This is a genomic window from Streptomyces sp. SID5464, from assembly GCF_009862985.1.
Taxonomy (GTDB): domain Bacteria; phylum Actinomycetota; class Actinomycetes; order Streptomycetales; family Streptomycetaceae; genus Streptomyces; species Streptomyces chartreusis_D.
In genome coordinates this window covers 252415-265917 of record NZ_WWIQ01000022.1, presented here as the reverse complement: position 1 = coordinate 265917, position 13503 = coordinate 252415, and the positions used below count along the sequence as shown (strand labels likewise).

Sequence of the window (13503 nt, the reverse complement as noted above, 5' to 3'; positions counted from 1 at the left end):
GCCCGGCCGGGGGCCCGAAGGTCACCGTCGGACGACCGGGCGGAAGGCGTCCCGTACGCCGGACTTGGTCGTGGAGACGAACTGGTCGCCGGGCCCGAAGTCGTGCAGGTAGTACTCGTAGCGCAGGACGCTCGGGCAGCTTGCGCCGTCGATCTGGACCGAGCGCGGGTCGAGGCGCTTGCCGGTGCGCAGTTCGTAGACCTTCAGGGGGATCTTCACCTTGTGGAAGGTCACTTGGTGGGGCAGGTACCGGGACGTGTCGTTCTCGTAGGCGCAGGTCTCCACGGCGGCTCCGTTCTCCGCCGCGCCCGCGCAGACCACGAGCGCGGCCCTGGCCGGGTCGCCGGTGCGCCAGGAGCCGGGGAGCTTGTCGGTGTACTCGGAGTCGCCGAGGAACAGGGCGCGGTTGGTGCCCTTGCGGTACGGCGGGGCTCCGCTGTACCTCGCGGGCCTGGAGCAGTAGCCGGAGTCGGCGCCGTACGTGTTCTCGACCAGGCCGCGCACATGGTCCAGTTCGATGGCGAGGGTGGCCTCGCGCACGCCGTCGCGGGCCTCGTCCGCGCGGGCGTCGTCCGGGTACGTGTCGAGGAGCCGCTGGTAGTGGGTCCGCGCCTGCTGCCAGGCGTCCTCGGTCATCAGGTGGTCGCCGCAGTCCACGAGGGCGGCGGGTTCCGTGCGTGCCGCCGTACCGGCGGAGCGGTCCAGGACGTCTCGGGTGGGGCCGCGGTCGCGGAGCCAGGCGGTGAGGGCGGCGGTGTCGCAGGAGTCGTCGGTGGGCAGGCCGTCGAGGAAGGTGTCCAGGACCGTCCTGACGGTCTGCTCGTTGCCGGGCTCGTTCAGGACGCCGGCGAGCGTGCCGAAGCCCCGCCCCAGGTCCTCGGTGCTGCCCCTGCGCGCGGCGCGGGCCAGGGTGGCCGCCGCCCCCTCCAGCCGGCGGCACGCCTCCACCACCGCGTCGCCGGGTTCCACCACCGGCGCGCCCGCCAGGCGGTGACCCCACCCCACCTCGCCCTGCGCGGCGACGGCCGCCTCGCAGTCGCCGCCCTCGCGGGCCTCGGTCACACGGCTCTCGATGCCGTACGCGTCGACGCGGAGCAGTACGGCGGTCAGCACCACCGCGAGCGCGAGGGCGAGCGTCCCCGCGCGCTGCCCCCGTCGTACGGCCTGCTCCGGGCGGCGACGGGCCAGGAACCAGCCGTGTGCGACACCGGCCGCCCACCACAGGAGCAGCAGGACCTCGTACCAGGTCTCGGCGGTGGAGGCGGTGAGGTCGAGGAGCACGGCCGTGCCCAGCAGGGCGATCGCGGCCAGGCGCCACTGACGCAGCAGCAGATAGCCGATGCCGAGCAGTGCGGCGTTGCCGAGGGCCACCGCCCACGGGTCGGCAGGGGCCGGGGGCCGCGGCGGCTCGGAGGGCTCCGGCGGCAGCGGCGGACCGGGTTCGTACGCCGGGTACGTCATGCGGGGATCAACCCCGTGTGATGCCGTCCGTGCATGGCTCTCCTCCAGCCTGTCGCGGGTGTGTGCGGACGCGGGGCGGCCCGAGCCCTCCCCTCGCAGGGTTCGGACCGCCGCCCCATGGCCCGTCCCGGCCACGTCCCCGGCCATTCGACCGCCGCCCGCCGTTGTTCGGCTGGCCCTCTCCCGGCACCGAACAACCCGGGAGCCGTGCAGCGGGCTGAGTGACCTGGAGGAAGCGTGAGGATCGGGTGAACGCCCGTGTCACGGCCGCTGATGCGGCGGAAGGTCGGGGGAGGGCGTACGAGGGGAGGGGGCGGCCACGTGCCGGGACGATCGGGGCCGGGGCGCGCCGAGGGCGAGCTGGATCCGGAGGCCGGGCCGGTGCAGCGGTTCGCCGCCGGGCTGCGTGCGCTGCGCGAGGCCGCGGGCCGGCCCACGTACCGGGAGATGGCCCGGCGGGCGGGGTACGGGGTGACCACGCTGTCGCAGGCGGCGGCGGGCAAGCAGCTGCCCACCCGCGCGGTGACCCTCGCCTACGCCAAGGCGTGCGGCGGTGACCTCGCCGAATGGGAGCGGCGCTGGCGCGAGGCGTCGGACGAACTGGCCGCCGAGACAGCCGCCGACGACACCACCCGGCCGCCCTACCGGGGCCTGACCCGGTTCGAACCGGGCGACGCCGAGCTGTTCTTCGGCCGCGACCAGCTCGTGGAGCGGCTCACCGAACTGAACCGCAAACACCGTTTCACCGCCGTCTTCGGCCCCTCCGGCAGCGGAAAGTCGTCGCTGCTGCGAGCGGGCCTGATCCCCCGGCTGCGGGCGGCCGACGGCGATGACGCGCCGCCCGCGGCCGTACGGATCCTCACCCCCGGCGCGGACCCGCTGCGCACGCACGCCGAGCGGCTGGAACCCGTGGCGGACACCGACGCCGACACCTGGCTGGTCGTCGACCAGTTCGAGGAGCTGTACACGCTCGGCGCCGACCCGGCCGACCGCGACGCCTTCATCGACCGGCTCGTCGCCGCCACCGCCGCCGACAGCAGGCTGCGCGTGGTCATCGCGGTGCGGGCCGACTTCCTCGGCCGGTGCGCCGAGCACCCCGGTCTCACCGCCGCGTTGCAGGACGCCACGCTGCTCGCCGGGCCGATGAGCCGGGCGGAACTGCGGGAGGCCATCGTCCGCCCGGCCGCCGCGACCGGACTGATCGTCGAACGCGCCCTGACCGACCGGCTCCTGGACGAAGTCGAGGGCGCCCCCGGCGGACTGCCGCTGATGTCGCACGCCCTGCTGGAGACCTGGCGCCACCGCAGCGGCCGGGCCCTGACCGAGGCGGCGTACGAGGCGGCCGGCGGCCTGCACGGCGCGGTCGTCCGGACGGCCGAGCAGGTGTACGGGGAACTGACCCCGTCGCAGGCGGAGGTGGCGCGCCGTATTCTGCTGCGTCTCGTCGCGCCGGGCGACGGGACCGCCGACACGCGCCGTCCCGCCGACCACGCGGAGCTGGGCTTCGGCGACCCCGCCGACACCCGGGTGGTCCTGGAACGGCTGGCCCGGGCCCGCCTCATCACCTTCGACGACGGCACCGCCGAGCTCGCCCACGAGGCGCTCATCACCGCCTGGCCCCGGCTGCGCGACTGGATCGACGCCGAACGCGACCGGCTGCGTGTCCACCGCGCGCTCTCCGAGGCGGCCCGCACCTGGCAGGACCTCGGGCAGGAGAACGCCGCGCTGTACGCCGGCTCCCGGCTGTCCGCCGCCCGCGAGGCCTTCCCGGCGGACGGCGCCGCTCCCGGCAGTGACGAACTGACCCCGCTGGAACGGCGGTTCCTCACCACCTCCCTCCGCCGCCGGCACCGCGCCGCGCTCCTGCGCCGCACGGTCGTGGCCGTCCTCGCGGCGCTCGCCCTGCTGGCCACCGGCACCGCGGTCGTCGCCCTCCAGGCCCGTGCGACCGCGCAGGCCGAACGGGACGACGCCGTGTTCGGGCAGCTCACCGCCGAGGCCGACCGGATCCGCGACACCAACGCCGGGCTGGCCGCCCGGCTCGACGTGGCCGCGTACCGCATGCGCTCCACCCCGGACCTGCACACCCGGCTGGCCTCGGACGCGGGCCGGGTCCTGGCCACGCGGCTGCCCGGCCACGACGGGGTCGGCAGCTCCGTGGCGTACGCGCCCGACGGCCGCACCCTGGCCGGCGGCGGCCACGACGGAACGGTCCGGCTGTGGGACGCCGGCGGCAGGGCCCTGGGAGAACCGCTGCGGCTGGGAACGGACCGGGTCGGCGCGGTCGCCTTCGCACCGGTGGGCCGCGACCTGCTGGCGGCCGCCGGCGAAGGCGGTGCCATCCGCCTGTGGGACGTGCGCGACCGGGAGCACCCGCGCACGCTCGGCCGACCGCCGGCGAGCCACGACGGGCAGAACATCGTCTCCGTCGCCTTCGCCCCCGACGGCCGCACGCTGGCCACGGCAGGCGACGACGGCACCGTACGCCTGTGGGACCTGACCGACCCGGCCCGCCCCGCGCCGCTCGGCCGGCCCGCCGCGGCCGACGACTCGCAGGAGCGCAGCGTCCGCGCGGTCGCCTTCGCCCCGGACGGGAACACCCTGGCGACGGCGGGCTACGACGGCACCGTCCGGATGTGGCGGTACGGCGGGAACGACGGGATCGCACCGCTGGGCAAGCCCCTGCGCGCCCACACCGCCCCGGTCTGGACCCTGGCCTTCTCGCCCGACGGCCGCACGCTGGCCACCGCCGGCTTCGACGAGACCGTACGGCTGTGGGACGTGTCCGGCCCGGACCGGCCCACCTCACTGGGCGAGCCGCTCACCGGGCACACCGCGCCCGTCATGTCGGTCGCGTTCAGCCCGGACGGGGAGACCCTGGCGAGCGCGGGCGAGGACGACGCGCCGCTGCTGTGGAACGTGGCCAACCCCGCCTATCCACAGCGGCTCGGGGAACCGCTGACCGGGCACACGGAGCCCGTGTGGGAGGTGGCCTTCAGCCCCGACGGCCGCACCCTCGCCAGCACCGGCGCCGACGGCGGCGTCCTGCTCTGGCACCGGCCGCCGACCGTCCTCACGGACTTCACCAACCCGGTGACCGCCGTCGCCTACAGCCCCGACGGCCGCCTGCTCGCCGCCGCCAGCACCGACGACGGTCTGGTCCGCCTGTGGGACGTACGCCGCCCGGACCGCCCGCGCCGGCTGCCGCGGCCGCTCGCCCACGAGGACCGGGTGCTGGCCGTCGCGTTCGCGCCCGACGGCCGTACGGCGGTCAGCGGGTCCGGGGACGGCACCGTACGCCTGTGGGACGTCTCCACGCCCGACCGCCCGGCCCCGCTCGGAGCACCCCTGCGCGCCCACGACGGGGGAGTCCACGCCGTCGCCTTCGCGCCGGACGGCCGCACCCTGGCCACCGGCGGCGCGGACGACACGGTCCGGCTGTGGGACGTACGGCGACCGGGCCGCCCCCGGCCGCTGGGCGCGACGCTGCGCGGTCACACGGACACCGTCACCTCCGTGGCCTTCGCGCCGGACGGCGGCCTTCTGGCCTCCGGCGCCGAGGACGCCACGGCCCGCCTGTGGCACGTGGGCGGCGACGGGACGCGGGCCCGGCCCGCGGGCGCCGCCCTCACCGGACACGACGAGGCGGTCGAAGCCGTGGCGTTCGCCCCGGACGGGAGGACACTGGCGACGGGCAGCGACGACCGCACGGTGCGGCTGTGGGACGTGCGGGACGTCGGACGGGACGACCGCGCCCGCCCGTTGGGCGAGGAGCTGACCGGACACCGCGCGGCGGTCCGGGCCCTGTCCTTCGCCCCGGACGGCACAACGCTGGCGACCGGCGGCGGCGACCACACGGTCCGCCTGTGGGACGTGTCCGACCCGGCCCGGGCCGAGCCGTCCGGGCAGGAACTCACCGGCCATCTCGACACCGTCATCACCGTCGCGTTCAGCCCCCGCGGCGACGCCCTCGCCTCCGCGGGCTACGACCTGACGGCCCGGGTGTGGACGCTGGACGAGGACCGCGCGGCGGAGTACGTCTGCGCGCACACCGGCGGGGTCCTGACCCGGGCCGACTGGCGGCAGTACCTGCCGCAGCTCGGTTACCGGGAGGCCTGCCACGGGAGTTAGGACAGGCCGAATCTCAGTACGGCGCCGTCCTTGTCGTGTGCCACGACGGTCGCCTTGAGGCCGTTGCCGAACCCGGCCTCACCGCCCGCGCCGCCGAACTGCATCACGCCGCCCCCCGACTGGAAGGTGACGGAGTCGTCCGACACGATGACGTGCACGTTCGTGCCCTTCGCCGTGATGTCCGCCGTGGAGGTCACGAGGACCTCGCACGCGCCGTCCGAGCAGGCCGCGTAGTTCTTGCCGTCCGCGGCCTTGGGCAGCGGGCCGGTGGGGTCGGGTGCGGGTGAGTCCCCCTCCCCGGAGGATCCGTCGGGCTTCCAGCCCGGTGCGCACTGCTCGGCCTGCTCGTACGCCGCCGCGAGCCGCGGAATCTTCTCGGTCAGCGCGGGCAGGTCCGGCTCGGGCGGGGTGAGGGACTGGACCTGCTCGTCGACGTCCGCGACCGTGCTCTCGGCGTACTCGAGGCCCACGGCCGGTGGCCGGGCTCCGAGCTCGTTCGCGACCCTCCGCACCTTCTTCCGCAGGGCGTCGCGCAGCCGGTCGGCCGCGGGGACACCGGACGCACCGAGGGCCTCCAGGTCGCCGGCCACGGTCTCCACGTCCGCCGGTGTGGTGGAGAGGTAACTGAGGGCGTGGGCGTGGGCGAGCATCCCGGTACCGTCGTCCGAGTTCTGGATCTCCTTCAGGTCCGCGGCGCTCCCCTTCCGCAGGTTCTCGAGCGCGACCGTCGACTCGCACATGTCGCCGACCCATTCCACGAGTTCGGCCGACGACGATGACGGCGACCGGGTCGGCTCCGGCTCGGCCGACGACTTGGCGGCCCTCCCGTCCGTCCCGCCGTCCCCGCAACCCCCGACGGCCAGCACCAGCCCGGCGACCATGACCGCGACGCCCCCGCTCCCGCCCATCCGACGACCCCTCTCCGTGCTGCGGCCCTTTCCGGCGAGCCCAGTTCAGTCGCGGCACGGATTGTTCGGCCACCCGGTCCGCTGACTGAACAAGGTGTCCGGGCGGTCGTCGGTGGCGGTTCTCGCGTCAGCTCAGGGCGTGTCCGGAGTCCACGCCGCCACCAGCTCCAGCAGGCCGGGGAAGCGGGCGTCGAGGTCGGCCACGCGGACGTGGCTGCGGCGCTCCAGGCCGTACTGGCGCTGGCGGGTGACACCGGCCTCGCGCAGCGCCTTGAAGTGATGGGTGAGGGAGGACTTGGGGCGGTCGAGGCCGAACCAGCCGCAGGAGTGGTCGAACGCCTCCGACTCCAACAGGAGCTTGCGCACGATCGTCAGGCGCAGCGGGTCGCTCAGCGCGCCCAGCACCGTCTCCAGGCGCAGCTCCTCGACCGCGGGCTCGGGCAGCGGTTCCGGTAGGTTCTCCGGCTCCGGCAGCACCTTGAAGACCGGCACGTCGTGAGCCGTCGCGGACATGGGCAGCTCCCTGTCATCCGAATCGCCTGTACGAGTTTCATCGTACTGCATGCTAGGTTCGAAAAAACTCGTACTACGCTGACCGGAGGGACCACCCATGTCGGAACGTCAGGCCGCAACCACTGCCCCCACCTGGTGGGTGTGGCTGGCGGCGTGGCCGGTCACGGCCGTCTTCGTGCTGTCCAACGCGGCGACCCCGCTGTACGTGCTGTGGCAGCGCGACATCGGTTTCTCCAAGGGCACGCTGACCGTCGTCTTCGCGTTCTACATCGTCGGCCTGCTCGGCTCGCTGCTCGTCTCGGGCGTGGTCTCGGACCGGCTGGGGCGCAAGCCCGTGCTGCTGCCCGCGCTCGCCCTCGCCCTCGCCGCCTGCGCGATCTTCGCGACGGCCACGACCGTCACGGCGCTGCTCGTCGCCCGGCTGTTCACCGGAATCGCAGTCGGCGCCGTCGTCTCCGCGGGCATGGCCGCCGTGACGGACGTGGCGGGCCCGGAGCGCAGGCGGCTGGCCGCGCTGCTCGCCTCCTGCGCGATGGTCTTCGGGGCCGGCCTCGGTCCGCTGCTCGCCGGCCTGCTGTCCGAGACGCTGTCGGCGCCCACGGTGACCGTCTTCGTCGTCGAGGCGGTGCTGCTGGCCACGGCCGTCCTCGCCGTGTTGCGCATGCCCGTACGCCGTCCCGCCGTGCCCGGTGAGGGCGCCTGGGTGCGCGTACCCGGCGTCCCGCGCGGCAACGGCGTCCATCTCGCCCTGGGCATAGCCGTGTTCGCCCCTGGCATCACCGCCACGTCCTTCGTGCTGTCGCTGGGCCCCACGCTGCTGACCGAACTGCTCGGCACCACCAGCCGGATCGTCTCCGGAGCCATGGCGTTCGTCATGTTCCTCGCCGCCACCGGCGTCCAGTTCGCCGTGCGGAAGCTGCCCCGGCGCACCGTCCTGACCGCCGGCGCGGTCAGCACCACCCTCGGCATGGCCGCACTGATCACCGCTGTGCACGCCTCGTCGGTCGCCCTTCTCGTCGCCTCGGCCCTGCTCGCCGGGGCCGGCCAGGGCATGGGCCAGCTCGGCGGTCTCTCGCTGCTCAACTCCACCGTCCCGCCACAGCGGCTTGCCGAGGCCAACGCCGCGCTGAACGTGGGCGGTTACCTCCCTGCCGGTCTCCTGCCGGTGTCCACGGGCTACCTCATGGACGCGGTGGGGCTGCCCGCCGGGGCGACCGTCTTCGGCACCGTCCTGACGGGCCTGGCCGTCGTCGGCGCACTCTTCGTCCTCGTGGGCCACCGGCGGGTTCCCGAACCCGCGTGACCGCCCGGGTGCCCGGGCCCCGGCCGATCGTCGCCCGGGAGCGGCCGTTCAGCGCGCGCAACCTGCCCATGCTGGACCACTGCGTGCAGGCGGTCCTCACTCTGGATTCCTGACGCCGACCTACGGGAGCCGGAGCCCGAACAGCCCCGCGTAGAGCTCCAGTCGCCGGTGTACCCACTCGGGCGTCTCACCCACCGCGCGGGCACCCTGCTCGATCCGGTCCTGCCCGACCGGGCCCGTGAGTGCGGGAAGTCGCCCGTCGAGGCCCTCGGAGAGGATCGCGAGGTCCTGCCAGCCGGGCACGACGTCGGGTACGGCGGTGACCGACGGCGGTGACGCCTCCAGGGCGAGGTACGGCGTGATGCGCCGTTCCCAGGTGTGCCGCACCGGCTCACCGAGGCGGCCGGCGATGCCGACCAGGTCGAGCGGGTGCAGCGGGGCCCCGGGCGCGGAGACGCGGTACGCCGGGTCGACCGCCACGGCGTCGTGGGCGGTGGGCACGTCGTCCGGCAGGGCGGCCTCCGCCTCCGTGGACAGCTCCGGCACCAGCGCACCGATGGCCCGCAGCGGAGCCAGCGCCCGGTAGGCCGCCCGCGCACCGAGACTGCGTGCGCGGGCGTAGCCCACGAGCCGCTGCGCGGTGAGCGGGGTCCAGCGTGGCGTCTCGAACCACTCGTAGTCGACGTCCTCGTGCGGGCCCGTCTCGACCAGCGCCGCCATCTCGTCGTGCGTCGGGACGAACGTCCGCAGCGCCTTGGGCGGGCGCGGGGCCACGAGCCCGGCGTCCAGCCCCAGGTTGCGGGCCTCCCGGTGCGCGGTGTCCCACAGGACCGACAGCCGCTGCCGGAGCCGCTGGCTCCCGGTGAACAGCACGGCCGAGGTGGCCGGCACGGGATAGTCGGCACCGTCCCAGTTGGGATCCTCCCCGGAGAACGCGTATCTGCTGGGCGTGGGCAGCTCGTCCCAGGCGCGCAGCAGATTGCCGGCGTCCGGGACATCCACTCCGGCCTCTCGCAACTCGTCCGCGTACCAGGACATTTCTTCCCACGACGTGGCGTGGGAGCGGACGGACGCGAGGTCCCGGAGTGTGACGCCGTCCTCCAGGCGGATGCCCGACTGGTGCAGCCGATGGGCGAGACGGGCGGTCTCGGGCGAGGGGACCACGTCCCGTCCCGGCGAGCGCCGGGTGTAGCGCCGTCGGTGGTCCACTCCGAGGTCCTCCGTCTCACGGGCCAGGAGTCGTTCGGCCTCCCACACGGAGAGCTCGTCCTCCGCGGCCAGTTCGACGGTGGCGGCCCACGGCAGCACGGGCCGGCCGCCGGCGCGCGGGACGAGGTAGGTGCGCAGGATGCCGAGCAGCTCGGCCGGTACGGCGCCCCAGTGTGAGGTCAGGAACGGATCGGGCACGGGGCGGCCCAGCCAGCCGTAACCCGCCATGCGCCGCTGTACTTCACCCGGGTCGAGGCCCGTGGCGGCGGCCACCACCGGTACGTCCCAGGGGTGGACGGCGGGCCGCCAGTGGTGCTTGTCCTCCTGGAGATAGAGGAGCTGCAACTCGTCTTCCGTGCAGACGTGGTCGCGGTGGTGGTCCGGGACGGCACCCAGCGGCCTGCGCAGGAACGGCGCGTACCGGGCGCACGCCTCGGCCAGCTCGCCGAGCGGCACCTGGAACATGGCGGAGGCGCGGGCGATACCGGAGAGGTCCTCGGGCGGGTGCCGGTACTGGATCTCGTCGCCGGCCCTTCGCTTGGGCGCACGGCGTCCCCAGGGAGGGGTGAGGCCGTCCAGCGGGTCACGTTTCCTGCCGAGGAGCCCGGTCATGACGTACCAGTCGGTGCGGCCCGGTTCCCACTCCAGGTCGCCGTCACCGAAGACGGCCGGCCCGGCAAGATCCGGATGCGCGACGCGCAGGCCCCGCGTGGCGCGGAGCACCTCCGCCACGGTCGTGGCCTGCCTGTTGGCCACCTGGACCGCATTGCGCCAGTCGCCCTCGACCTCGCCCGCGATCTCCGCCCAGCCCGGCTGCGGTACCGGGTGGCCCGAGAGCGACAGCGGTGCGGCTTCGCTCCGGGCCCGATGCACGGCACCGAGGGCGGCCAGCCGCCAGGGCCGGACCCTTTTGAGCTCCTCTTCCTCGCGCAGGCCGCGCCCGTCGTTCAGGTGGGCGTCCAGCCTGAACCAGCCGACCTCGTCGAGACCGATCCTCCGGCCGTGCTTGTCCGACACGAGCACCCCGTGTCCCCGCAGGACCTTCCACAGGATGCGGGCGATGGAGGGCTCGCGGGACTCCATGTTCCACAGCCACTCCAGTTCCGGCACCGCCACCGCCTCGTCGAGGAACGCCCGGGCTCCGTCCCGGACCTGCTCCTGCGCCCACAGGACGTCGTATCTCTCCAGCTTCTTGCGGTTGACGCTGAGTTCGCCGGCGTGCGCGCCCGACAGATTGAGGACGTACCCGAAGGGCCGCTCGTCCGTGGCGATCCCGTCGCACACGATCGCTCCCTTGCCGGAGACCCACCAGAGCGTGCCCGGCACCGCCTCGACGGCGAACCGGGTGGTGAACGCGCCCGGCTCCTCACCGGACTTGAGACGCCCGGGCCGCCAGATCTCCTCGGTGCCGTCCTGGTCGCGCACCTCCAGCAGGAACTCGCTGAGGAGGACCAGCGAGCGCAGCACCGACACGGCGGAGTCCCCGGGCAACGCTCCCGCGCGGCGCAGGTGCAGCCGGACGCGCGTGCCGCCCTCGGGCAGGGCCGTGCCGCCGTGTTCGTCCTCCTCCCGGACCCGGAAGAGACTGCCGCTGACGGGGATCTCGACGCGCAGCGCCTTCGCGGCCGGACGGCCGTCGGTGCCGACCGGCCGGGTCACGATGGTCATCTCGTCGGCGAGCATGAAGTAGCTGAAGACGCCGATCCCGAACCGGCTGTTGGGGTGGAGCCGCAGTGAACTGTCGTGCCGCAGCCACGCGGCCTGCTCCCGGCGGAAGGCGTGGGACTGGTCGAACCGGCGGCCCGCCCGGGTGAAGGTGCTCTTGAGCTGGTCGACGGTCATGCCGACGCCGTTGTCCACACACTCGACGTAGCGGCCACGGTCGTCCTCGCCCGTCTCGATACGGATGTGGCCCGCCCACGGCGCCGGCTCCCGGCCGAGGTCCCGCAGGTACCGGACGCGCATCTCCCGGTAGCGGCAGGCGTCCATCGCGTTCTGGTAGAGCTCCCGCAGCGCGAGCTCGGGCTCGCCGTCGTACAGCTTCTCGCCCATCAGCAGGCGGCGGATCTCCGTCTGCGCCAGTGAGAAACGGGCGAGCGGCACGTCGTAGGCGTCCGTGCCGTGCCGGCGGTCCGGCCGCAGCCCGTGGTCGGACAGCCGCGCGGGGAGCCCTCTCAGCAGCGCGGCCTCGTCCTGCGGGAGGCGGCGGGCCGACTCCCGCAGGAGGTGGCCGAGGTCGTCGGCGTCCTCGACGACCGTGGCGAGAGCCGCGTGCAGCGCCGGATGCGGGCAGACCGCGTCCAGATGCAGGTACGAGGCGGCGTTTCCGTCCCCGTCGGAGACCCAGTAGGCGTCCCGGAGCACCGTGATCACCTCGCGCGGCACGACCGGGTCGGAGACGGCGAGGTGCTCGGCCAGGACCTCCGGCAGACACCGGGTGTCGAAGGCGAGCAGCCCCGCGAGCCGCAGCAGCGCCGCGAGGGGCCGTACGCGCAGGCGCCACGGTGTTCTGCGGACGACGTGACGGTCCGGTGGCAGCCGCTGGTCCTCCGGCGGGGCCCCGAGGACGAGGCCCGCGGCGACCGTGCGCAGCGCCTGGGACAGGGCCTCCGCCCGGCCGCCGAGCCGCTCGCCCGCCGCCGGCGGTGCCATGTCGAGGAGCCGGGCCGTGAAGCGGTCGGCGAACACCGCGGGCACGGCCTCCTCGTCGGTCGCGAACCGCTCCTCGATCCAGCGGTGCACCAGCCACAGCGTGACGGCGTGCCGGTCGTCCGCGGGGTCCCCGAGCCAGCGGTACGCGTGCGTGAGCTTCTCGGTGATCTGGGGATAGTGCTCGGTGATCTGCTCGTAGTGCCGCCGCTGGTCGTCGGCCTCGTCGTCACGCCACACCAGCCGCGGACGGCACCCGGCGGCCTGGCCCAGCCGTTCGGCCCAGGCCGTCTCGTGCAACAGGACACCGGCGATCAGCGCGGTGACCTCCAGGGCGGACAGTTCGGCGCCCTTGGGCAGCAGCAGGGGGAGCCGGTCGCCCAGCAGCCGGACCGGATACTCGTCGTCGGCCCAGGGGTCGGGCAGCCGCCGCTGGGCGTGGTGGACGTGCAGGGCGGCCTGCGCGGCCAGCGAGGACAGACAGTCCTGGAAATGCGCCACGGCGCCCGCCTCGCACTCCGGGACCCGTTCCCACAGGGCCGGTGTGCGCACGGCGTCCTGCCACGCCTCCAGCAGCCGTCTGCCCTCGGCGACCACCAGGGACCTGGTGCGTTCCGCCAGGTCGTCGCCGTAGCGGATCAGGACCTGCTGCGGTCCGGCCTGCGCCTCGACGGCGAGCGTCCGGGTGTCGCGCCGGGCCCTCTCGTACACCTGCTCCACCGTGGTGGCCTCGGTCAGCGGGTCGAAGGCCCGGGCGAGCGCCGACGTGAAGAAACTGCCCGTCTCGGCGCCGCCGCTGAGCTCGCCGGGGCCGCAGCTCGTCATCATGGCGAATCCGCTGTGCGGGGGACCCTTGACGATGTTGCTCCCGAAGGCGCCGCCTCGCTGGGCATCCGCCGCGCGGCAGGCGTCGATCAGCCACAGCACGGTGCCGGCCCGGCAGTCGGCCAGATACCGGCTGATGTCGGCCTCCAGGAGCGATTCCCGTACGTGGGGCCGCTCCCACCCGTCCGCGTCGTCGCCGGCGGGGGCGAGGGCGTCGGCGGGCACCAGGTAGTCGGTGGTGCCGATCCGGACGCCGTGCCCGGTGAAGTAGAGGAGCAGCGTGCTGCCGGGCGGCGCGCTCGCGGACACGTCGGAGATGTGCTCGGTGATCTCGTTCCGGGTGGGATTCGCCAGTGTCTCCACCTCGTAGCCGCTGCCCTCCAGGGAGGCGCCCAGTGCGCGCAGATCGGCGTCGACCGTCGCCGCCAGCGAGGGAAGCAGATGCTGCGCCCCCGGGTTCTCACCCACCCCGATGAGCAGGGCAATGCGCCTGTCGTCCGCCAC

General features: G+C 74.4%; 6 protein-coding genes. 2 read left to right on the top strand and 4 right to left on the bottom strand.

All coding sequences use genetic code 11. The features are described 5' to 3' along the window. Positions 1-21: 21 nt before the first annotated feature. A complete protein-coding gene (locus GTY47_RS16745) occupies positions 22-1461 on the bottom strand; it encodes a hypothetical protein (RefSeq protein WP_010032323.1) in 1440 nt (479 codons plus the stop codon). 321 nt (positions 1462-1782) lie between these two features. Between GTY47_RS16745 and GTY47_RS16740 the strand changes: the two genes are divergently transcribed. After that, a complete protein-coding gene (locus GTY47_RS16740) occupies positions 1783-5592 on the top strand; it encodes a hypothetical protein (protein WP_010032322.1) in 3810 nt (1269 codons plus the stop codon). Here the strand turns inward: GTY47_RS16740 and GTY47_RS16735 are convergent. Together GTY47_RS16735 and GTY47_RS16730 are read right to left on the bottom strand one after the other, a co-directional pair. Beyond that, positions 5589-6500: a hypothetical protein gene (locus tag GTY47_RS16735; protein WP_010032319.1), complete on the bottom strand. Its 912-nt coding sequence runs from the start codon at positions 6498-6500 to the stop codon at positions 5589-5591. The genes GTY47_RS16740 and GTY47_RS16735 overlap by 4 nt on opposite strands. A 132-nt stretch (positions 6501-6632) precedes the next feature. Continuing rightward, positions 6633-7013 carry a helix-turn-helix transcriptional regulator gene (locus GTY47_RS16730; RefSeq protein WP_010032318.1) on the bottom strand — a complete coding sequence of 127 codons (381 nt, stop codon included), beginning with the start codon at positions 7011-7013 and terminating at the stop codon, positions 6633-6635. 97 nt (positions 7014-7110) lie between these two features. Between GTY47_RS16730 and GTY47_RS16725 the strand changes: the two genes are divergently transcribed. Beyond that, entirely contained in the window at positions 7111-8316 is a 1206-nt protein-coding gene (locus tag GTY47_RS16725) for an MFS transporter (RefSeq protein WP_010032317.1), read from the top strand. Between the two features lie 120 nt (positions 8317-8436). Here the strand turns inward: GTY47_RS16725 and GTY47_RS16720 are convergent, their stop codons facing one another. After that, complete coding sequence (locus GTY47_RS16720) at positions 8437-13503, bottom strand: caspase family protein (protein WP_010032315.1); 5067 nt, start codon at positions 13501-13503, stop codon at positions 8437-8439.

Bases quoted from the DNA above. Each gene is read 5' to 3' on its own strand.
- GTY47_RS16745 (WP_010032323.1), bottom strand. From the start codon at position 1,461: ATGACGTACCCGGCGTACGAACCCGGTCCGCCGCTGCCGCCGGAGCCC.
- GTY47_RS16735 (WP_010032319.1), bottom strand. From the start codon at position 6,500: ATGGGCGGGAGCGGGGGCGTCGCGGTCATGGTCGCCGGGCTGGTGCTG.
- GTY47_RS16730 (WP_010032318.1), bottom strand. From the start codon at position 7,013: ATGTCCGCGACGGCTCACGACGTGCCGGTCTTCAAGGTGCTGCCGGAG.
- GTY47_RS16725 (WP_010032317.1), top strand. From the start codon at position 7,111: ATGTCGGAACGTCAGGCCGCAACCACTGCCCCCACCTGGTGGGTGTGG.